The 22,079-nt window shown below is 32.2% G+C and carries 24 protein-coding genes; 2 read left to right on the top strand and 22 right to left on the bottom strand.

Translation table 11 applies throughout. The features are described from left to right. Positions 1-46 precede the first annotated feature (46 nt). The 19 genes from rnhB to pta all read right to left on the bottom strand — a co-directional run bounded on the left by rnhB (position 47) and on the right by pta (position 16,938). Complete coding sequence (gene rnhB / locus ACZM4J_RS07445) at positions 47-805, bottom strand: ribonuclease HII (RefSeq protein WP_022166074.1); 759 nt, start codon at positions 803-805, stop codon at positions 47-49. Positions 806-817: 12 nt separating this feature from the next. Then, a complete protein-coding gene (gene ylqF, locus ACZM4J_RS07440) occupies positions 818-1,657 on the bottom strand; it encodes a ribosome biogenesis GTPase YlqF (RefSeq protein ID WP_022166073.1) in 840 nt (279 codons plus the stop codon). Between the two features lie 72 nt (positions 1,658-1,729). Continuing rightward, positions 1,730-2,074, bottom strand: a complete 345-nt coding sequence (rplS, locus tag ACZM4J_RS07435; RefSeq protein ID WP_022166072.1) for a 50S ribosomal protein L19 — start codon at positions 2,072-2,074, stop codon at positions 1,730-1,732. A 95-nt stretch (positions 2,075-2,169) separates the two neighbouring features. Beyond that, a complete protein-coding gene (trmD, locus tag ACZM4J_RS07430; protein ID WP_428244675.1) occupies positions 2,170-2,898 on the bottom strand; it encodes a tRNA (guanosine(37)-N1)-methyltransferase TrmD in 729 nt (242 codons plus the stop codon). Then, a complete protein-coding gene (rimM, locus tag ACZM4J_RS07425) occupies positions 2,898-3,407 on the bottom strand; it encodes a ribosome maturation factor RimM (RefSeq protein ID WP_022166070.1) in 510 nt (169 codons plus the stop codon). The genes trmD and rimM overlap by 1 nt, the downstream gene beginning before the upstream one ends. A 99-nt stretch (positions 3,408-3,506) precedes the next feature. Further along, positions 3,507-3,734: a KH domain-containing protein gene (locus tag ACZM4J_RS07420; protein WP_022166069.1), complete on the bottom strand. Its 228-nt coding sequence runs from the start codon at positions 3,732-3,734 to the stop codon at positions 3,507-3,509. 17 nt (positions 3,735-3,751) lie between these two features. Continuing rightward, positions 3,752-3,997: a 30S ribosomal protein S16 gene (gene rpsP, locus ACZM4J_RS07415; RefSeq protein WP_022166068.1), complete on the bottom strand. Its 246-nt coding sequence runs from the start codon at positions 3,995-3,997 to the stop codon at positions 3,752-3,754. A 45-nt stretch (positions 3,998-4,042) separates the two neighbouring features. Beyond that, complete coding sequence (gene ffh / locus ACZM4J_RS07410) at positions 4,043-5,392, bottom strand: signal recognition particle protein (protein WP_022166067.1); 1,350 nt, start codon at positions 5,390-5,392, stop codon at positions 4,043-4,045. Between the two features lie 11 nt (positions 5,393-5,403). Further along, entirely contained in the window at positions 5,404-5,736 is a 333-nt protein-coding gene (ylxM, locus tag ACZM4J_RS07405; RefSeq protein WP_022166066.1) for a YlxM family DNA-binding protein, read from the bottom strand. Between the two features lie 103 nt (positions 5,737-5,839). After that, the gene (ilvA, locus tag ACZM4J_RS07400) at positions 5,840-7,060 is read right to left on the bottom strand and encodes a threonine ammonia-lyase (protein WP_022166065.1); all 1,221 of its coding nucleotides are present in this window, start codon (positions 7,058-7,060) and stop codon (positions 5,840-5,842) included. A gap of 19 nt (positions 7,061-7,079) precedes the next feature. Continuing rightward, entirely contained in the window at positions 7,080-7,997 is a 918-nt protein-coding gene (gene ftsY / locus ACZM4J_RS07395) for a signal recognition particle-docking protein FtsY (RefSeq protein WP_302689661.1), read from the bottom strand. A 14-nt stretch (positions 7,998-8,011) separates the two neighbouring features. After that, positions 8,012-11,572, bottom strand: coding sequence for a chromosome segregation protein SMC (smc, locus tag ACZM4J_RS07390; RefSeq protein WP_428244676.1), 3,561 nt, complete (start codon positions 11,570-11,572; stop codon positions 8,012-8,014). A gap of 1 nt (position 11,573) precedes the next feature. Next, complete coding sequence (rnc, locus tag ACZM4J_RS07385; protein ID WP_022166062.1) at positions 11,574-12,263, bottom strand: ribonuclease III; 690 nt, start codon at positions 12,261-12,263, stop codon at positions 11,574-11,576. Positions 12,264-12,334: 71 nt separating this feature from the next. Next, on the bottom strand, positions 12,335-12,562 hold the full coding sequence (acpP, locus tag ACZM4J_RS07380; protein WP_022166061.1) for an acyl carrier protein: 228 nt from the start codon (positions 12,560-12,562) through the stop codon (positions 12,335-12,337). Positions 12,563-12,564: 2 nt separating this feature from the next. Beyond that, entirely contained in the window at positions 12,565-13,578 is a 1,014-nt protein-coding gene (gene plsX, locus ACZM4J_RS07375; RefSeq protein ID WP_022166060.1) for a phosphate acyltransferase PlsX, read from the bottom strand. A gap of 177 nt (positions 13,579-13,755) precedes the next feature. Next, positions 13,756-13,935, bottom strand: a complete 180-nt coding sequence (gene rpmF / locus ACZM4J_RS07370) for a 50S ribosomal protein L32 (protein WP_022166059.1) — start codon at positions 13,933-13,935, stop codon at positions 13,756-13,758. A 3-nt stretch (positions 13,936-13,938) separates the two neighbouring features. After that, entirely contained in the window at positions 13,939-14,463 is a 525-nt protein-coding gene (locus ACZM4J_RS07365) for a YceD family protein (RefSeq protein WP_022166058.1), read from the bottom strand. Positions 14,464-14,613: 150 nt separating this feature from the next. Continuing rightward, positions 14,614-15,807 carry an acetate/propionate family kinase gene (locus ACZM4J_RS07360; RefSeq protein WP_412335002.1) on the bottom strand — a complete coding sequence of 398 codons (1,194 nt, stop codon included), beginning with the start codon at positions 15,805-15,807 and terminating at the stop codon, positions 14,614-14,616. 135 nt (positions 15,808-15,942) lie between these two features. Then, on the bottom strand, positions 15,943-16,938 hold the full coding sequence (gene pta, locus ACZM4J_RS07355) for a phosphate acetyltransferase (protein WP_428244677.1): 996 nt from the start codon (positions 16,936-16,938) through the stop codon (positions 15,943-15,945). 143 nt (positions 16,939-17,081) lie between these two features. Between pta and ACZM4J_RS07350 the strand changes: the two genes are divergently transcribed. Next, complete coding sequence (locus ACZM4J_RS07350) at positions 17,082-18,299, top strand: nucleotidyltransferase (RefSeq protein WP_428244678.1); 1,218 nt, start codon at positions 17,082-17,084, stop codon at positions 18,297-18,299. Positions 18,300-18,480: 181 nt separating this feature from the next. On the opposite strand, the gene ACZM4J_RS07345 is transcribed toward ACZM4J_RS07350, so the two are convergent. From ACZM4J_RS07345 to ACZM4J_RS07335, 3 genes are read right to left on the bottom strand one after another with little or no spacing between them, the layout of a single operon-like run. Further along, the gene (locus ACZM4J_RS07345) at positions 18,481-19,845 is read right to left on the bottom strand and encodes a PFL family protein (protein ID WP_022166054.1); all 1,365 of its coding nucleotides are present in this window, start codon (positions 19,843-19,845) and stop codon (positions 18,481-18,483) included. Positions 19,846-19,862: 17 nt separating this feature from the next. Continuing rightward, positions 19,863-20,135 (bottom strand): ACT domain-containing protein, encoded by a 273-nt coding sequence (locus ACZM4J_RS07340; protein WP_117999554.1) that lies wholly within the window; start codon positions 20,133-20,135, stop codon positions 19,863-19,865. 32 nt (positions 20,136-20,167) lie between these two features. Further along, complete coding sequence (locus ACZM4J_RS07335) at positions 20,168-20,974, bottom strand: MBL fold metallo-hydrolase (RefSeq protein ID WP_022166052.1); 807 nt, start codon at positions 20,972-20,974, stop codon at positions 20,168-20,170. 108 nt (positions 20,975-21,082) lie between these two features. Here ACZM4J_RS07335 and ACZM4J_RS07330 point away from each other — a divergent pair, with 108 nt between their 5' ends. Next, positions 21,083-22,015 carry a hypothetical protein gene (locus ACZM4J_RS07330; protein ID WP_489485922.1) on the top strand — a complete coding sequence of 311 codons (933 nt, stop codon included), beginning with the start codon at positions 21,083-21,085 and terminating at the stop codon, positions 22,013-22,015. The last annotated feature ends 64 nt before the right edge of the window (positions 22,016-22,079 follow it).

Here is a 22,079-nt window from a genome sequence, read left to right as displayed (position 1 = left end):
AATCATTTATCTTTTTACAAACAAATAAAGGGTAAATTATAATAATCTACACAAAATTCTTTATAAAAGTTTTTCTATGTATAGGACATGGACCTACTTTTTTCAAAGCTTCAATATGTTTTGCCGAACCATAACCTTTGTTTGAAGCAAAATCGTATTCAGGATAAATCTTATCGTATTCAACCATCATTGCATCTCTTGTAACTTTTGCTATTATACTTGCTGCACCAATGGAAATGCTTTTTGCATCACCCTTTATAATGGGAACCTGCTTCATATCAAGCCCCGGAATGTTTACAGCATCGTTTAACAACAAATCAGGCTGTTTTTCCATTGAAGCAATTGCTTTTCTCATTGCCTCGTATGTTGCCTGTAAAATATCGATTTCATCTATTCTCTCAGGACTTGATTGAGCAGTTTTTGCACATATGGCTTTTTCCATTATTTGTGGATACAACTCTTCTCTTTTTTTGGCAGAAAGTTTTTTTGAGTCATTAATGTATAAAATATTACATTCTTTTGGTAAAATCACAGCTCCTGCAACAACAGGACCGGCCAAAGGACCTCTACCAACCTCATCTATACCGCATATTAATTCATAATCAGAATATTTTCTTTCAAAATATTGTAAATTATAAATTCTTTCTAACTCTAAAAGATACTTTTGATGGTCTTTCCTTGCCTTTTCAACTAACTTTAAAACACCGCTTCTTTCATCACTTTTATATTCTTCAGCAAACTGTAATAAGTCTTTTTCATCCAAAAATGATAATTCTTTTTTAATATCTACAATACTTTTTCCCATTGTTTCTACCTTTTAATTTCTATCTAAAGTGATTCTGCCTAATTTTCCACTTCTAAAGTCATCTAAAACTATCTTACTTGTTTTGTCCAAATCAGGCTGATTTCCTTTCAATTTGCAACCTCTTACCTCTGCTATCTGATACATAATCTGTAGAATGTTATCATCGCCTTCAATACTATATCTGTCTTTGATTGCATTTGGATATAAGTTTTCTAATAGTTTAATTAGCTGGAATGCAAGTTCAGATACATCTAAAATATTATCATTCATTGAGCCAATAAAAGCTAAATGCATACCGATTTTCTGGTCATCAAATTTAGGCCATAAAACCCCCGGTGTGTCCAAAAGTTCAAGATTCTTATTAAGTCGAATCCATTGTTTTCCTTTTGTTACTCCCGGCTTGTTACCTGTTTTTGCACAGTTCTTTCCTGCATAAGCGTTAATAAAAGTAGATTTACCAACATTTGGTATACCAACTACCATAGCTCTAATTGGTCTGTTTTTTATGCCTCTTTTTAAATTCCTTTCTATTTTATCTTTACAGGCAATATTAACAGCATTATTAATTTCCTTAATGCCCTGCTTATTTTTAGAATTGATTTTTAAAGCAACAATTCCTTTTTCCTTAAAATATTCAATCCATTTATTATTTTGCTTTTCATCTGCTAAATCAGCTTTATTTAATAAAACAAGTCTTGCCTTATTCTGACCAAGATTGTCAATTTCAGGATTCCTACTACTTAACGGAATTCTTGCATCTAATAATTCAATTATTAAATCTATTAATTTTATATCTTCCTTCATTTGACGCATGGCTTTTGTCATGTGTCCCGGAAACCATTGATAATCCATAATCTTTCTCCTAAATTTTCTATTAAATAAAAAAGGAACGAGAATAAACCCGCTCCTTTTTTAAAGTAATAATTATTTAACTAATTCTTTTACCTTAGCAGCCTTACCAACTCTGCTTCTAATGTAGTTAAGTTTAGCACGTCTTACTTTACCCTGTCTTACTACTTCAATCTTAGCAATGTTTGGTGAGTATAAAGGCCAAGTTCTTTCTACACCAATACCGTTTGAATTCTTTCTTACTGTGAAAGTAGCTCTGTTGCTTCCACCCTGTTTCTTAAGTACAAGACCTTCGAAAATCTGAATTCTTTCTCTGTTTCCTTCAACGATCTTAGCGTGAACCTTAATTGTGTCACCTACGTTAAAAGGTGTTACTTCCTTAATCTGTGCATCTTCAATTTCTTTAATTAATTCCTGCATAATTTCCTCCTTATTTATTCCGATGTTCTTAATACATAATGTAACAGAGGACCATCTTTTTTTATACAGCGTTTGTTATAATAACATAAAAAACTTTATTTATCAAGTGTTTTTATGAATTTTATATCTTCTTTTGTCAAATTAGCTTCTTCCATTAAATCAGGACGTCTTTCAATTGTTCTAATAATAGATTGTTTCCTTCTCCATTCATCAACCTTCAGATGATTCCCCGATAAAAGAATAGGTGGTACTTCCTTGCCCATAAATTCAGCAGGTCGTGTGTATTGTGGGTATTCAAGTAAATTATCATTAAATGACTCAAACTCTGCAGACACCTCATTATTTAACACTCCGGGAACAAGTCTTGAAATTGCATCAATCATAACCATGGAAGGCAATTCACCACCTGTAAGGACATAATCTCCTATTGAGACATTATCTGTAACTATCATTTCAAGAACTCTTTCATCAATGCCTTCATAATGACCACACAAAAACACTAAATCTTTTTCATTTGAAAACTCTTCCGCCATTAACTGATTAAAAACTTTTCCCTGTGGAGTTAAGTATACAACCCTTGGTTTATAACCAATTTGTTCTACTACCGATTCATAACTTTTATATACAGGTAATGGTTGCATTACCATGCCTGCCCCACCACCGTAGGGATAATCATCTACCTGACCATATTTATTGCCGGCAAAATCTCTTATATTTATAGCATTCAAGCTAATGAGACCGTTTTTAATGGCACGACCGGTAATACTTGTATTTACTCCCTGATTAATCATTTCAGGGAATAATGTTAAAACATGAAAATTCATTAATCCATTAATCCTTTCATAACATGAACTGTAATAGTTTTATTTTCAATATCCTTATTTAAAACACATTGCTCTATAACAGGGAACAGTACTTCCCTACCTTCAGGTGTTTTTACTACATATACCCCATTGGCGCCTGTTTCCATTACATCAACCAGTTCACCAATGTAATTTTTTTCTTCATCAACAACATTGCACCCTATTAAATCAACGATAAAATGTTCATCTTCGCCTAATGGAATTGCATTTTCTCTAGACACAAGCAAATCCAGCCCTTTAAATTTCAAAATATCATTAATGTTATCGTATTGCTTAAATTTTAAAATAACCATATTTTTGAAATATTTTACACCTGTTACATTTACATTTATATATTCTTTTCCCGTATTAATTACAGCTTCTTCTAAATAATCAAATCTTTTTATATCATCTGTAGTAGGAAATACTTTAACTTCTCCTTTTATTCCATGAGAGTTTGTAATAACTCCAACTCTTAAATACTGTTCCATAATTTCTCCCTCTCACATAAAATGAACTTGGACATTGTCTTCTATACATAACAAGGCTGGAAAATTTTCCAGCCTTGTTGCACTTGTACTAAAGTGATTTTATTGAATTTCAACTTTAACTTTTTTGTCGCTTTTAGAAGATGCAGCCTTAACTACTGAACGAATAGCCTTAGCAATTCTTCCCTGCTTTCCGATTACTTTTCCCATATCGTCACTGGCAACATGTAAAGTAATAAGTATTTCTCTTTCGTTTTCAGTTTCAGATACTACAACTTCATCAGGAGAGTCAACAAGTGCTTTTGCAATTGTTTCTACCAATTCTTTCATGAATTTGCCCTCCGATATTATTTTTCAATACCAGCAATCTTTAAAAGCTTTCCAACTGTTTCTGTTGGCTGTGCTCCTGTTGATAACCATTTCTTTGTAGCTTCTTCGTTTAAATCAAATATACTTGGTTCCTGATTTGGATCGTATGTTCCGATTTCTTCGATGAATCTTCCATCTCTAGGTGCTCTTGAGTCAGCAACTACTATTCTGTAGATTGGATGTCTCTTCTTTCCCATTCTCTTTAATCTAATCTTTACTGCCATTTTTTCTTTACCTCCGTAAAATAATTTAATTTCTAATATTTATGTTTAAAAGCCAAAAGGCATTTTAAATCCACCTTTACGTTTTCCTTTTCCACCCATCATGCCAGGCATGGTCTTCATCATTTTTCTTGCCTGTTCAAACTGTTTTACAAGCTTATTAACTTCGCTTATATCAACACCGGCACCCTTTGCAATTCTCTTCTTTCTTGAAGGATTCATAAGGTCAGGATTGCCTCTTTCTTCTTTCGTCATCGAATAAATAATTGCTTCAATCTTTCCAAGATGTTTATCATCAGGAAGCATATCTTCCTTTATCTGACCACCAACTCCCGGTATCATCTTAAGCAAGGATGATAAACCACCCATGTTTCTAATCTGAGCCATATATTCAAGATAATCATCAAAAGTAAACTGGGCTTTCTTAAGCCTCTGTTCCATTTCTTTTGCCTTATCCTGATCAATTGACTGCTCAGCCTTTTCAATAAGAGAAAGAACATCTCCCATTCCTAAAATTCTTGATGCCATACGGTCCGGATGAAATTGTTCTAAATCTGATAACTTTTCGCCCATACCTATATATAAAATTGGCTTGCCTGTAACTGCCTTAATTGAAAGAGCAGCACCACCTCTTGTATCACCGTCTAATTTTGTAACAATAATACCGTCAATACCAATCTTATCGTTAAATTCTTTTGCAACATTAACTGCATCCTGTCCTGTCATAGCATCTACAACCAAAACAGTTTGTGTAATGTCTACATTATCTCTAATCTCCACAAGTTCGTTCATCATGTCTTCATCTACATGTAAACGACCTGCTGTATCAAGGATTACAACATTGTTGCCATTTTTCTTTGCATGTTCAATAGCTGCCTTTGTAATATTTAAAGGCTTTTGTTTATCTCCCATTGAGAAAACAGGTACCTGCTGTTTTTCACCGTTAATCTTTAACTGCTCAATGGCAGCCGGTCTGTAAACGTCACAGGCTACAAGTAAAGGTTTCTTACCTCTTCCTTTAAGCTTGCCTGCAATCTTAGCAGTTGTTGTAGTTTTACCGGCACCCTGAAGTCCCATCATCATAATAACGGTAATTTCATTATCCGGTAACAATTTAAGTTCTGTTGTTTCAGAACCCATTAAAGCTGTAAGTTCTTCGTTTACAATCTTTATAACCATCTGACCTGGTGTTAAACTTGTTAAAACATCCTGACCAATGGCTCTTTCATTTACTTTTTTAATAAAATCTTTAACAACCTTAAAGTTTACGTCAGCCTCAAGTAAAGCAATCTTTACTTCTTTTAAAGCTACTTTAACATCTTCTTCTGTAAGACGCCCCTTGCCACGCAAATTTTTGAATATATTTTGTAATTTATCGGATAAGCTTTCAAATGCCAAAGCCCTACCTCCTAGTAATTATCTAAAATTTCCTGTGCAATTGTTTTTATTTCATGAATGTTGTTCTTGTCACCGCTGTCTGCTAACTGACATATTTTTTCAACATCCTCTTTAGTTTTGGAAAATCTTTCAAGTAAATGTAACTTTTCTTCATAACCATTCAAAGTCTTGTCACATCTTTTTACTAAATCGTGTACACCCTGTCTGGATATACCTCTTTCTTCTGCGATTTCTCCTAAACTTAAGTCATTTAAAATAAAATCTTCATATATTTCTTTTTGATGATTAGTTAATAGTTCTCCATAAAAATCATATAATAAAGAACTTTTAAATATATCTTTCATAAAAACGCACCTTGCCTACCTGACATATATTACACTAAAGAAAAGAAGGTGTCAAGTATTTTTTCTTGACACCTTCCAGCTTTATTTTTCAGCAATTTATTTTCTATAAGTTTGGAGCCTGCTCTACAGGATTATAGCCTGCTTTGCTTAATGCTTTTAATATCTGTTCCTTATGGTCATGACCGAAACATTCTAATGTAACTTTAAGTTCCACAGCCGCATTTCTGTTTACTGATACAAACTGGTTATGGTCAAGCTTAATTACATTACCCTGCTGTTTTGCAATTGTATTTGCAACCTTAACAAGTTCGCCTGGCTTATCAGGAAGTAAAACAGAAACTGTAAATACACGTCCTCTTTGAATTAAACCATGCTGTAATGTAGAGGACATTGTAATAATATCCATATTACCACCACTGATAATTGAAACAATCTTCTTATCCTTACATTTCAAATGCTTTAATGCAGCAATTGTAAGAAGACCTGAGTTTTCAGCAACTAATTTATGATTTTCTACCATATCAAGGAACGCATCTATTAATTCATCGTCTTTAATGGTGATAATTTCATCAATATTTTTCTGTATGTATGGGAAAATATTTTCTCCCGGTGTTTTTACAGCTGTACCGTCAGCGATAGTGTTGGCACTTGGTAAAGTTACAATATGTCCTGCTTCTAAGCTTGCTTTCATGCAGGCTGCATTTTCAGGTTCAACACCAATTACCTTAATTCTAGGATTTAAAAGCTTGGCAAGTGTACTTACACCTGTTGCAAGTCCACCACCACCAATTGGAACTAAAATATAATCAACTGTTGGTAGTTCCTTGAAAATTTCCATTGCAATACTACCCTGACCCGCAGCAACATCTAAATCATCAAATGGATGAATAAATGTATAACCTTCTTTTTGTGCAAGGTTAAGAGCATACTTGCATGCATCATCATATACATCCCCATATAAAATAACATCTGCCCCATAATTCTTTGTTCTGTTTACTTTCATTAAAGGTGTTATAGTTGGCATAACTACTGTTGCCTTAACGCCAAAGAGTTTTGCAGCATAGGCAACGCCTTGTGCATGGTTACCGGCCGAAGCAGTAATAAGACCTCTTTCTCTTTCTGCTTCAGATAAAGTACTTATTTTGTAGTAAGAACCTCTTACCTTATAGGCACCTGTAAACTGCATGTTTTCAGGTTTAATATAAACATTATTTCCTGTCTGTTCACTAAAATAATCACTGTAAATTAAATTAGTATTCAATGTTACTTTTTTTACTATTTCACTAGCTTCTTCAAATTTTTTTAAATCTAATTTGTCACTCATTTTTGTCCACACTTTCTTTTTATTCTGTAAATAGAGCCTCTACAAACTCTTTTGAATCGAATCTCTGTAAATCATCAATCTGTTCACCAACACCAATATATTTAACCGGTATCCCAAGTTCAGCCTGTATTGCTATTGCTATACCACCCTTTGCCGAGCCATCCATTTTAGTAAGAATTACACCTGTTATATCAGCACATTCCTTAAACTGTCTTGCCTGTTCCAGAGCATTCTGACCGGTTGTTGCATCAAGTACAATAAAATTCTCACGTCTTGTTCCTGGAAATTCTTTGTCAATAATTCGATTTAACTTTTTTAATTCTTCCATTAAATTCTTCTTATTATGGAGTCTGCCTGCTGTATCACAAAGTAAAATATCTGCATTTTTATTTTTAGCAGAACTAATTGCATCGAATAATACTGAACCAGGATCGGAACCTTCCTTTCCTGATACAATATCAACCCCTGCCCTATTAGCCCATTCTATAAGCTGATCCGCAGCAGCAGCTCTAAATGTATCCCCAGCAGCTAAAACTACTTTCTTACCATTATTCTTAAACTGGCTTGCAAGTTTACCTATTGATGTTGTTTTACCTACACCATTTACACCAATCATTAAAATAACAGATTTTTCATTTTCAAAATCATAAGCGTTTTCGCCAATGTACATTTGTTCTTTTATGTTTTCAATAAGTAATTCCTTACATTCCATAGGCTCTTTTATATTTTTTTCTTTTACCTGAGCACGCAAATTATCAAGGATTTCTTCTGTTGTATTAACACCAATGTCACTCATAATAAGGATTTCTTCTAATTCCTCATAGAAATCTTCATCAATGTGAGAAAAACCTGTAAAAATAGAATTCAAACCTGAAACAATATTATTTCTTGTTTTTGTTAATCCTGATACAAGTTTCGAAAAGAATTTTCCTGCCATAACTTCCTCCTATTTTATTTATCTAAATCATTTTCAAGTAAGTCTACAGAAACAAGAGCTGAAATACCCTTTTCCTGCATTGTAATACCATACAAGCGGTCTGTGCAATTCATTGTACCACGTCTGTGTGTAATTACAATAAACTGAGTGTTCTTTGTAAGTTTATGTAAATATTCAGCAAATCTTACAACGTTAGAACCATCAAGCGCTGCCTCAATTTCGTCTAACAGACAGAAAGGCGATGGTTTCAAATTCTGTATTGCAAATAACAAACTAATGGCAGTTAATGCTTTTTCACCACCGGATAACTGCATCATATTTTGAAGTTTTTTGCCTGGTGGTTGAGAAATAATATTAATTCCTGCATCTAAAATATCTTCAGCATCAGTTAATTCAATTGTTCCTTTTCCACCACCAAATAATTCCTTAAACACAATATCAAATTCTGTTTTTATTTCTTCGAACTTTTCTTTGAACTGCTTACGCATTCCAACTTCAAGCTCATCAATTATTTTAAGAAGATTTTCTTTTGCTTCCATTAAGTCTTCATGTTGCGATTTCATAAACTGATAACGCTCATTTACTTCCTTAAATTCTTCAATGGCATTAATATTTACATCACCTAAAGACTTCATTTGCTTTCTAATTGAATTAATGTTGTCTCTAATTTCACTCTTATTTGTAAAATCAGAATTTTTCATTTCAGCAGCTGTTCTATATGTGATTTCATATTCATTCCACATATAAGCTTCTTTGTTTTCACTCTTTTCTTCCAGAGCTTCTTTTTGGCTACTTAAACGATAAATTTCTTTATCAAGAGATGAAATTCTTTCTGACAATTGTTCTCTCTTCTCAAAGAATTCCTTATGTTCTTTACTTTGATTTTCTTTTTCAGTAATTGCCTCTTCAATCTCTTTATTTAACTGTTCAGTTAAATCTCTTGCTTTATTAGCCTCTTTCGTGAGATTTTCTATAGCTTCCAATCTTGCAGAAATTTCAACATTGTTTTCTTCCGAATTATTTTTTATGTTATCAAGTTCTTTTGTAAGGGAATTAATAACATCTTTTGCCTTATTGATTTTTTCAACAATAAATTCATGCTTTTGCTTATAGTTAGCAATTTCAATGTTAATTTCTTCTAAAATTGAGCTCTTCTCACCAATACTTTCTTTTAGAGAATTTAACTTCTTAGTCTTTTCAACTACCTGTTCTTCTAATTCACTGTTTTTATTTTCAGTTCCGGTTAGTTCTTCGTTTAACTGTGTGTTGTTTTTACTAATGTCACTAATTTCAGACTGCATATCAGAATTTTCCTGTTCGAAACTCTGATACTCAAGCATAATACTGTCTTTTCGTGCATTAGCCTGCTTAAGATTAATTTCCAATGTGTTTTTAATAATCATTTGTTCCTGAAGAGCTTTATTTATTTTTTCTTCCTCTTCACTTAAAACACCTGACTCACTTTTATTTTTTAAAAGTTGTTTGTCTAAATCTTCTTTTTCCTTTTTTAATTTAGTTAAAGACTTTTCGATTTCTTCAATTTCTCTACGTCTTCCTAAAAGATTGCTGTTATTCTTAAATGCACCACCTGAAATAGAACCACCTACATTTAAGTATTCACCTTCAAGAGTTACAATTCTAACAGTGTATCTATATTTTCTTTCAATGGAAATGGCATTATCAATTGTATCAACAACCATAACCCTTCCTAAAAGATATTTAGCAACACCCTCATATTCTTTCTTTATTTCCACTAAGTCACTGGCAAGACCTACAACTCCTTTTTCTTCCAAAGCATCCGGAGCATTAAAGTTTGTCTTATTACTCATACTGCTTAAAGGAAGAAATGTGGCTCTACCATATCTGTTTTTCTTCAAATATTCAATTGTACCTTTGGCTGTTGTTTCTGTATCAGTTACAATATTTTGAATATTTCCGCCAAGGGCTGTTTCAATTGCCACTTCATATTTTTTATCAACCTTAATAATATCCGCAACAACACCAATGATACCTTTTTTAGATTCCTTAAGTTCCATTACTCTCTTAATACTATTGCCGTAGCCTTCGTATCTTTCAGTAATATTCTTTAAAGTTTCTAAATTAGATTTTAATTTATGATATTTCTCCTGATTTTCAGATAAACGTTTACTTAATTTACTGTTTTCAATTCTAAGAGAAACTATTTTTTCTTTGTATTCCTGAAGTTTTCCCTGAACTTCTTTAATTTCCTTATTAACATCTTCTAACTGTTCTTCAAACTGTTTAATAGCATTTTCCTGACCATCTTTTCTATTTTGAAAATCAATCAGTTTCTGATTAAGCTGTGACTTTCTAATATTAATCTGCTCTAACAAAGTATCAAATCTTTGAATTTTGCTTTTGATAGATGACTTTGTATTTAAAAGATTAATTATTTCTTCTTTATCATGCTCAATTTCCTGTTCTAAATGAGATATTTCGTCATTAACACTTGCAATTTCTCCATTAGACTTTGTTTGTGTTTCGATAATCTCATTTAACTGCTTTTCATTTTCTTCTTTTTCTTTTGTGGAGTCATCTAATTCTTTTGACTGTTGTTCAATTTCCTTTGTAATTGAATCAATTCTCTGGTTAATATATGACTCATTGTTTTTGGCAGAATTAATCTGTTCCTTAATAACATTAATCTGACCTTCAAATTTCTCAATGTTTAAAATTGTCTCATTTAAAGTAGCCTTTTTAGTCTCAATTGAACTATTAATATCTTCTATTATCTGCTCTAACTTTGTGTAATCTTTCTTTATATTTTCAAATTCATCGTTTGCAATTTGCATGTCTGATGAAGCAATTTTTATTTTTTCATCTAATTGAACTAATCTGTTTTTAATTTCATCAAATTCAATTAAGAACATATTTACATCATTTACTTTCAAGTCTTCTTTTAAAAGTAAATACCTTTTAGCCTTTTCACACTGTTTCTCAAGAGGTATAACCTGTCGTTCAAGTTCTCCTAAAATATCCGTAACACGAACAAGATTCTGATTTTGGTCATCAAGTTTTTTCATGGCATCATTTTTACGACGCTTAAACTTAACAATTCCTGCAGCTTCATCAAAAAGTTCTCTTCTCTCTTCCGGTTTACCGCTTAGAATCTGATCAATCTGCCCCTGTCCAATAATGGAATAACCTTCTTTACCAATACCTGTATCATAGAAAAGTTCATTTACATCTTTTAATCGCACCTGTGTACCATTAATCATGTATTCACTTTCACCTGAACGGAAAAGTCTTCTTGATACTGTAACTTCATCATAATCAATGTTGAGCTTATGGTCTGCATTATCAAAAGTAATTGCCACATAAGCATAACCCATAGGTTTTCTGTTTTCTGTACCGGCGAAAATAACATCTTCCATTTTTGAACTACGAAGCTGTTTTGTTTTCTGCTCACCAAGTACCCATCTTACCGCATCAGCAACATTACTTTTTCCTGAACCGTTTGGTCCTACAATACCTGTAATTCCGTTATGAAACTGAAAATTTATTTTATTTGCAAAGGACTTAAATCCATGAATTTCTATATTTTTTAAATACATACTAACTCCTGTTATCTAAAGTTTTAAGTGCATTATACGCTGCCTGCTGTTCAGCAGCTTTCTTAGTATGACCACTACCTCGTCCAATTACCTGTTCGTCAATTTTGGCAACAGCTTCATAATTTTTGTCATGGTCCGGTCCACTTTCGCCTACAATCTCATAAGACAGATTTCCTATTTTCACCATATTTACTCTTTCCTGCAAAACAGTCTTGCAGTCATGGAATAATCTTTTCTTTTCAATATCATTTAATGCAAACTGTAAAATAAAACTTCTTGCAGCATCAACACCCCCATCTAGGAATATTGCACCGATTAAAGCTTCAAAAGCATCTGAAACTATGGAATCACGTTTTCTACCGCCTGTTGCTTCCTCACCTTTTCCAAGATAAATAAAAGACTCCAATTCAATTTCTCTTGCGTCAATTGCCAAAGTAGGTTCACACACAAGACTTGCTCGAAGTTTTGTCATTTCTCCCTCAGGCATTTCATTCATGTTTTCAAATAAAAATTCGCTTGAAACCATTTCAAGTACGGCATCGCCTAAAAATTCCAATCTTTCATTATCTTTGATTTTCTTAACCTTATGTTCATTTGCAAAAGACGTATGTGTAAGAGCATTTATCAATAAATCTTTATCTTTAAATACATAATTTATATTGTCTTCCAAAATAGAATAATCTGTGTTCATAAAAATACCTCTATAACGCAACTTAAAGCCCTATTAAAATAGGGCTTTAGTATACTTGTAATGTTTTGTTCTTAAAGAGCTTCCTTTATCTTTTCGTAAGCATCTCCAACTGTTACAATTGATTCTGCCTGATCTGTTGGAATTTCAATACCAAATTCATCTTCAATTCCCATAATTATTTCTAAAACATCAAGTGAATCTGCTCCTAAATCATCTACAAACTTACTGTCGGCAGTAATTTTATCCTTGTCTAAATCTAAAACCTCTGCAATGGCATTAATAAGTCTATCTAATTCCATAATTAATCCTCCTTGCTTTCTAATGAAAGCTTTTCCTTAAATTTATTGTTAATATCCAATTCATTAAATGTTATACATTGTAAAATTGAATTTTTAATTTCAATTGCTTTTGAACTTCCATGTGTCTTAACTAACAACCCATTTAGTCCTAATAACGGTGCTCCACCATGTTCTTCCAAAGAAAATCCCTTAAGAGTTTTCTTTAAATCTTTCTTAATTAAAAGTGCTCCAATCTTTGTTTTGATAGAATTCATCATAGAACCTTTAATCTTGTCAATTAAAACACTTGCAACACCTTCATATAATTTAAGAATTACATTACCTACAAAAGCATCACAAACAATAACATCTGCATCCCCGTTAGGAATGTCTCTTGCTTCTATATTGCCAATAAAATTAATGCCTTCCATTTCTTTTAATAGTGGGTATGTTTCTTTAACTAAAGCATTTCCTTTTTCTTCTTCAGCACCAATATTAACAAGTGCGACTTTTGGATTCTTTACTCCAACAACATTTTCCATATAAACGGAACCCATCTTAGCAAACTGTAATAAATGTGATGGTCTTGCGTCTACATTTGCTCCACAGTCAATTAATAAAGAAAAACCTGTTTTTGTGGGAATTAATGGTGCTAGAGGAGGTCTTTCGACACCTTTTATTCTGCCAATAATAACATGTCCACCAACAAGATTGGCTCCTGTACTACCTGCGGAAACCATAGCATCTGCTTCACCTTTTTTGACCATATACATACATTTCACTAAAGAAGAATCTTTTTTCTTTCTAATAGCTGCCACTGGGGGTTCTCCTGTTTCAATAACTTCTTTAGCATCAACTATCTCCAACTTGTCAGATGAAGGATATTTTTCAAGTTCTTTTTTTATATCGTCTTCCCTACCAACAAGCTTTATTAGCATATCTTTATTTTCATTAGCAGCTAAAACAGCTCCCTTTACTATTTCACCAGGTGCATTATCTCCACCCATGCAATCTAATGCAATTATAGTCTTCGACATATATAGTCCTCCTTTTACGCATAATGATAATATACTAAAAAATCCTAATAAAATCAAGAAACATATACTAAAAGAAAAATACTGTACATGCTATATGTATAGCAATATACAGTATCAAAACTTCCTATCACACAAAAATAAGACTCTGTGAAAACTCACAAAGTCTTATTTTTATAATTAGTCAACTGAAACTATTTCTTTTTTGTTGTAGCTTCCGCATGCCTTGCATACTCTATGTGGCATCATTAATGTTCCACACTTGCTGCACTTTACAAGGTTTGGAGCTGACATCTTCCAGTTTGCTCTTCTCTTATCTCTTCTTCCTTTTGAAGATTTGTTCTTTGGACAGATAGACATGGTTTACACCTCCTTAAACTGATTAAAAACATCTAATATTTTCGACATTCCCGTTCCTGGTTTTGCGTCTTCGCAATTACAGGATCTCAAATTGAGATTTGCGCCGCATCTATTACAAATTCCCTTACAGTTTTCACTGCAAAGAACTTTCATAGGAAAATTAACCAGAATCTCGTTATTAATAAATACCTCTGAATCAATCTTTGTACCGTCCAGATAATTAGTTTCATCCAGATCTGCTATACGTTGTTCAGATGTTTTATTCAAATCTAAGTCCTTGAAACTGTCAATATTAATCTTGTAATCTACAGGTTCTAAACACTTATTACAAGGAATAGCCAATACAACATATCCCTTTGATGTAAAAGCAATATGCTTCTTACCATCATTATGAAAAATAAACTTAATATCACAATCCTTTACAGGATATGATTCTCTTTTAGTTTTGAATTTCTCATTTTCATAAGTTGGAGAAAAAACTTTCTCCCCGTCTTCTTCCTGTAGAAGTTCATATAAATCAATTATCATAATATTCCTTCTTCAAAGACACCTAAACAATTATACATATCCATCATATATTTGTCAAGCGTCATTATTTTTTTATATAATTTAAGAATTGTTTTATATTTAATTTTGTAATAACAAGCTTGAAAAACGCTTATATCTTACAAAATTGCTTTACTTAACAAGTTCTACTGTTTCTCTTGCAATAGCTAATTCTTCATTAGTTGGCACTACATAAACTTTAACTTTTGAGTCTGCAGTTGAGATAAGTTTCTCTTCACCTCTTATCTTATTAGCTTCTTCATCTAACTCTACACCTAAATATTTAAGATGCTTTACAACTCCTGCTCTTACTGCACTGTTATTTTCGCCAACACCTGCTGTAAATACAATTGTATCAACACCATTCATAACGGCAACATAAGCACCAACAAATCTTACAACAGTTCTAATGTAAGCATCAAGGGCTGATTTTGCAACTGCATTGCCTTCTTCAATAGCTTTAGTTATATCTCTGAAGTCACTTGAAACCTGTGACAAGCCGGCAACACCCGATTTTTTATTAAGAATATTAGTTATTTCAGATACATCTTTGTTTTCCATTTTAGCTAATACTTCTAAAATTCCGGGATCAATATCACCTGATCTTGTACCCATCATAACTCCTGCAAGGGGTGTAAGTCCCATACTTGTATCAACCGACTTTCCCCCATCTACTGCACAAATACTTGCACCGTTTCCTAAATGGCAAACAATTGTTTTAAGTTCTTCTACAGGCTTATTCATAATTTGAGCAACTCTCTTTGATACATAACTATGCGAAGTACCATGGAAACCATAACGTCTTATCTTATGTTTTTCATAGTATTCTCTTGGAATACCATATAAATATGCTTCTTCTGGCATAGTCTGATGAAAGGCTGTATCAAACACAACAACGTTTGGTGTATCTTTCATTATCTTCATACACGCCTTAATTCCAATTACATTTGCCGGATTATGAAGAGGTGCTAAATAATTGCACTTTTCAATCTTTTCAAGAACATCTTCATCAACAATAGCTGAAGATGAAAAATATTCTCCACCATGAACAACTCTATGACCAACAGCCTTAACTTCGCTCATATCATTTATAACACCTGTTTTTTCATCTGTTAAAGCAGATATAACCGCATTGATTGCTTCATTGTGAGTAGGCATGTCAACTTCTTTAGTCATTTTCTCACATTTATCGCTCTGGTATGTAATAGAACTTTTATCAATTCCTATTCTCTCACACAAACCTTTAGCTAAAACATGCTCTTTTTCTGAATCAATTAACTGAAATTTAAGTGATGAGCTTCCACAATTTATAACTAATACTTCCATTTGCTCCTCCCATATAAATTGTTTTAAATATAATTATATTTTCTGTTATCCTAAAAATTAGCTTGTATTAAAAAAATACAAGCTAATAAATACATATATTATAATATCAAATTCAAAAGATTTTTCAAATAAAAATTAAACTATTTTTGCCTGAACTGCTGTAATTGCTACTACACCAACAATATCCATTGCACTACAACCTCTTGATAAGTCATTAATAGGTTTTGCAATTCCCTGACATAATGGTCCGTAAGCTTCTGCACCACCTAATCTCTGTAATAATTTATAACCGATATTTCCTGCATCCAAATCAGGGAAAACCAAAACATTAGCTTTTCCTGCAACAGGACTTCCCGGTGCTTTAAATTCTGCAATTTCAGGAATTAAAGCTGCATCTGTCTGCAATTCGCCATCTATTAAGAACTGTGGATATTCTTTCTTTGCAATAGCTGTTGCTTCAACAACTTTATCCACATCGTTATGAGCAGCACTTCCGTATGAAGAATGTGATAACATTGCTACTCTCGCCTTTTTACCAACTAAATATTCAAATGACTCTGCACTACTTGCAGCAATATCTGCAAGCTGTGTTGGGTTAGGATTCTGATTCAGACCACAATCTCCCATAACAAATACACCATTAGCTCCCATATCTTTATTCTTTACACAAACTACAAAAAATGCTGATACTAACTTGCTACCAGGTTTTGTCTTTATAATCTGAAGTGAAGGTCTAAGTGTGTTAGCTGATGAGTGGCACGCACCTGATACTACGCCGTCTGCATCTCCACATTTAACCATCATACATGCAAAATACATATGATCACTAACAACCATGGCTAAAGCCTGGGGTTGTGTCATTCCTTTTGCTTTTCTTAACTCATAAAAACCTTCAGCATACTCCTTTGTTTTTTCATAATTTAAAGGATTAATTATCGTAGCACCCTCAATGTTATAACCACTTCCATATGTTTCTAATTCTTCGTCAGTTGCTAAAATTATAATGTCCGCAAAATCTTCTTTTATAATTTGTTCAGCAGCCTCGTATGTACGTTTGTCCATTCCTTCCGGTAATACAATCTTTTTTCTGTTCTTTCTTGCTTTTTCTTTTAACTCTTCAATAAAGCTCATATTTTTCTCCTTCTAAAAATTATTCTTCAATCCAATATTTATTATAGTATAAGCATAAATTTTAAACAACACCTAAAAGTGCCCTAATTTGTTGAAAGGTTGGTGCAATAATGATAAAATATTCACTTGTGAGGTGACAATATATGAAAACAATGGGAATTATAGCAGAATTCAATCCGTTTCACAACGGACATAAATATTTAATAGAAAAAGCTAAAAAAATTACAGGTGCCGAAAATGCCATTATAGTTTGCAGCGGCAATTATGTTCAAAGGGGGATGCCTGCTTTTTATGATAAATCCCTTCGCACCAAAGCAGCATTGAGAAATGGTGCAGATGTTGTTTTAGAACTTCCATGTTGCTATGCAACTGCTTCTGCAGAAACTTTCGCAGCATCAGCAGTTAAACTTTTGGACAGTTTAAATTGTGTGGACTATTTGTGTTTCGGCTGCGAAACTGACAACATAAAAGTTTTACCTAATATCGTAAGTATTCTTTTAAAGGAACCTGATGATTTCAAAAATATGCTGTCATTATATTTAAAAAACGGATATTCTTTTCCAAAAGCAAGAGCCAAAGCTCTTACAGATTATTGTTTAGAAAATAATATTTTACAATTTGATGAATTGGATAATCTTCTTAACAAACCTAATAATATTCTTGCTATTGAATATTTAAAGGCTATTAAAAGATTAAATTCAAGTATCAAACCAGTTGCCATAAAAAGAGTGGGTGCAGGATATAATTCTAAAAAGACTAACACAACTTTTGCTTCTGCTACAGGTATAAGAAATGAAATAGCATCAGGTAATCCCATTGAAAGCCTGATTCCTTCAAACTGTAATAATTTATATGGTAACAATTATTTGGAACTAAATGATTTTAGTCAAATACTTGCTTACAAACTTTTAAGCGAAGAAGATTTTACTGTTTATTATGATATAAACGAAGATTTAAGCAATCGAATCAATAATTTGAAATATAATTTTTGTAATGTAGAAGAATTTATAAAAGATTTACAATCAAAAAATTATACTTGTGCCGGATTATCAAGAGTTTTAATGCATATTGCACTTAACATTAAGCAGGAAGACGTAAATTCCTTTATTTCCAACGGCTATGTTTTCTACGCAAGAGTTTTAGGTTTTAACAGAGATTCATCTATAATGAGATTATTAAAAAAGAACGCATCCATAGACTTAATTGGAAAATTTTCAAGCTACTACAACTATTCATCAGGTTTAACAAAAAAGATGTTAAACTTATCCTTGCAGGCTGATGATTTATACCGATTAGTTTACATGAATAAATGCCAAAAGAAGATTCCAAGGGAATTTCAAAGAAAAATTATTGTTTTATAATATGTAATTTAAAATAAACATTTTAGAATAATCATCACTTGTATTCACAACAAAAAGAAGATTATAAAAGCAATTGTTTTATAATCTTCTTTTTTGTACTTATATTAAATTTGATAGAAAACATAAGCCAACTTTTTTATTTTTCTATATTTTCTATATATTATAAAATTCAAATATAATATTAATTTTTAAAGCTATGAATTGGTGCAGGAATACGACCTGTTCTATTTACGAAATTATCGCAAGAGAAATTATTTACAGGTATAATAGGTGCATATCCAAGTAAGCCACCAAATTCTACTGTTTCTCCAACTCCCTTTCCAATTACAGGAATAATTCTTACAGCTGTTGTTTTAGCATTGACCATACCAATTGCTGATTCATCTGCAATAATACCGGCAATTGTTGTAGCCTTTGTATCTCCCGGAATTGCTATCATGTCAAGTCCAACTGAGCATACGCATGTCATTGCTTCTAATTTTTCAATAGTTAAAGCGCCTTCTTTTACAGCATCAATCATACCCTGATCTTCACTTACAGGAATAAAGGCACCACTTAAACCTCCAACATATGAAGATGCCATTACGCCACCTTTTTTAACCTGATCGTTTAACAGTGCAAGAGCTGCTGTTGTACCAGGCGCACCGGCTCTCTGTAAACCAATTTCCTCTAAAATATCAGCCACACTATCACCAATTGCAGGTGTAGGTGCCAAAGATAAATCTATAATACCAAAAGGAACATTTAATCTCTTCGAAGCTTCCTTTGCAACTAACTGGCCAACTCTTGTAATCTTGAAAGCTGTCTTTTTGATTGTATCACATAGAACCTCGAAGTTTTCTCCACGAACTTTCTTTAATGCATGTCTTACAACGCCAGGTCCTGAAACACCTACATTAATAATTGCATCTGCTTCAGTAACACCATGGAAAGCACCTGCCATAAAAGGATTGTCGTCAGGAGCATTACAAAAAACAACAAGTTTAGCGCAACCTAATGAATCATCCTCTTTTGATTCTTCTGCTGTTTCCTTAACAATTTCTCCCATTAATCTTACAGCATCCATGTTAATACCTGTTTTTGTTGAACCAACATTAACTGAACTGCATACACGTTCTGTGCAAGCTAAAGCCTTTGGTATAGATTTAATAAGATTTTCTTCTGCCTTTGACATACCCTTGCTAACTAATGCTGTGTATCCACCAAGGAAATTAACACCAACTTCCTTTGCTACCTTGTCTAATGTTTTTGCAATAGTCACAAAATCATCAGGTGTCTTACAGGCACTTGCCCCAACTAAACCAATTGGTGTAACGGAAATTCTTTTATTAACAATAGGAATACCGTATTCTTTTGAGATATCTTCTCCTGTTTGAACTAAATTACCTGCAAGTTTTTTAATTTTATTATAAATATTATTATTTAACGTTTCTAAATCATTACTAATACAATCCATAAGACTAATACCTAATGTAATAGTTCTTACATCCAGATTGTAATCGTCAATCATTTTATTAGTTTCAATAACTTCAAATTTATTAATCATGTTTTTTCTCCCATTAACTAGATTCTGTGCATACTGTTAAAAATATCTTCATGCTGCATTTTAATTACAACACCGATTTCATCGCCGATTTTTTCTAAATCATCTGATAATTCATGCACAGGCTTTGATGCGTTATTGCAATCAACAATCATCATCATGTTAAAATATTCCTGAACAATTGTCTGAGAAATATCAAGTATGTTTACTTTATTGTCTGCTAAGTATGAACATACCGCTGCTATAATGCCTACTGTGTCTTTACCTACCACTGTAATAATTGTCTTTTTCATAAGTTCCTCCTAGTAATTATGATATTATATATTTAAAATTTAATATTGCAGGAAGGTTCGTACCTACTTGCAACTTTTAAATCAATTTGATTTACATCCTCTACCGCCTTGGCAAAATTCAACTCGTTTTTTACAGCCTGAAACGCTAATTCGGGATAATTATTTTCGCCACTTAAATGACCCAAAATAATATGTTTCATTCTTTTATTAATGATTTTATTAAGAAAATCACCACATGCTTCATTTGACAAATGACCTTTAGTTCCCCATATTCTTTGTTTCAAACGAAAGGGATATGGGCCCATCTGTAACATTCTTACATCATGATTTGATTCCACTAAAATACTGTCTAACTCCTGTAAGCCATTAACCAACTTTCCATCATATGTACCTAAATCCGTAACTATGGCACCTGATGAATTGTCCACAGAGTCATCATCAAACCTATAGCATACAGGATCAACAGCATCATGGCTAATTTGAAGCGGTGATATTTTAGTATTTTTTATGTAAAAGCTTTTATTTTTTTCTATTGGAAAAAATAATTCTTTATCAACTTCTCCAATGGATGATTTATTTAAAATATAGTCTATTGTATCTTCAGTAGCATAAACAGGAATATGATATTTTCTCAAAAATACTCCCAACCCTTTAATATGGTCACTATGTTCATGAGAAATTAATATCCCATCTAAATCTTCCGGATCTTTGTCAAAATGCTCAAACCCTTCGACAACTCTTTTCCTACTTATTCCAACATCTATCATCAATGTTGTTTCTTTATTATCTAATAAAATACAATTTCCTTTACTGCTACTGGAAATTGAAAATAATTCCATATATATACCTCAATTCTTCTCCATATATTTTATTGTATTTTGCAATTAATTTCAACACATTAAAGTAATATAATTTGTTTCAAAATAATATTATAATAAAAAAGGCCTATGAAAAAATTATATTTATTAATATTTTGTGCACTATGCATAACTTTAACTTTAACTTTTCCCGTTGAAATTTCTGCAGGTATAAAAAAAGGCATTATACTTTCATTGTACTCTGTAATTCCATCGCTATTACCTTTCATACTAATTACTAATTATATGTACGAAAAAGGTTTATGCTATTACATCGGAAAACTTTTGTATCCATTACTAAATTTTTTCTTCAAAGTAACAATAAATGGTGCTTACATTATACTTGTGGGCTTTTTGTCAGGCTATCCGTTAGGTGCAAAAGTTATTGGAGAAATGGTCTCATCGGGCAATATTTCAAAAGCCGAAGGGAAATACCTTATAACTTTTTGTAATAACACAAGCATCTCTTTTCTTATAAATTATATAATATGCACATGTTTGAAAAGTTCGTTACCAGTTTTGGGTGATACTAAACTTACCACTTTGCATATTGTTTTGTTTGTTTTTCTGCCTTCCATCATAACCGGGATATTAAATAAATTAATTCTAAATTTTAGAGAAACACATTATCCCGCTTTTCAAACAAGCATAAACACATTAAGCAAAAACGAAAACATAATTAAAAAAACATATTTTTCTATAATGACATTATGTACATACGTTATATTTTTTTCAGCATTAACGCAGTTAATCAATATCATACCACTATCTTTTTTTCAAAAAAATATAGCAATTTCATTTTTAGAAATTACAAACGGTTGCTTTCTTATAACAAAGTGTCAATTAGAGGATGTTTATAAAATATATTTTATGCTTCTATGTGTAATATTGGGTGGTATTTCTATTTTTATGCAATCCTTATCCCAAATAAAAGATAAATCAATTATGTTATATTATGTTTTAGGCAAAATAGAATGTTGTTTATTTTTTACTATTTTATATTTAATTATCTATAGTTTGTAATTTTGTGTGATAGTTATAACAAACAACATTTTTTATGCAACGGTAATAACAAATAACAATTTCA

Source organism: Eubacterium sp. (assembly GCF_057858645.1).
Note: the sequence above shows the minus strand (reverse complement) of the source record. Positions and strands in the feature narration are given on the sequence as shown.